The sequence below is a fragment of the Streptomyces griseicoloratus genome, assembly GCF_014534645.1.
Classification (GTDB): domain Bacteria; phylum Actinomycetota; class Actinomycetes; order Streptomycetales; family Streptomycetaceae; genus Streptomyces; species Streptomyces griseicoloratus.
Genome location: NZ_JACVQF010000073.1, coordinates 1 through 206, shown reverse-complemented (window position 1 = coordinate 206; position 206 = coordinate 1). Strand labels below are relative to the sequence as shown.

General features: G+C 67.0%; 1 protein-coding gene. It reads left to right on the top strand.

Translation table 11 applies throughout. The annotated features are described in order from the left end of the window. Positions 1–19: 19 nt before the first annotated feature. On the top strand, positions 20–206 hold a 187-nt coding region (locus tag H0H10_RS02270; protein ID WP_188179084.1), incomplete at its 3' end, for a hypothetical protein.

The following is a 206-nucleotide window of genomic DNA, read 5'->3' as shown; positions in this document are numbered from 1 at the left end:
GCTGGCGGACAGCGGGGCTGTGCTGACGTTGACGTCGCTGGAGGTGGTGGAGGATCTTCCGGCTGGTCGTCATCGTGTGGTGGCGGTGGATGATCCGTTGGTGGAGTTGCAGCTGGCGGCGGCTGAGGCGGCGGCTGATTCGACGGCTCCGGAGGCCGTGGTGCTGCCCGGGCAGGTGGCGTATGTCGTCTATACGTCGGGTTCGA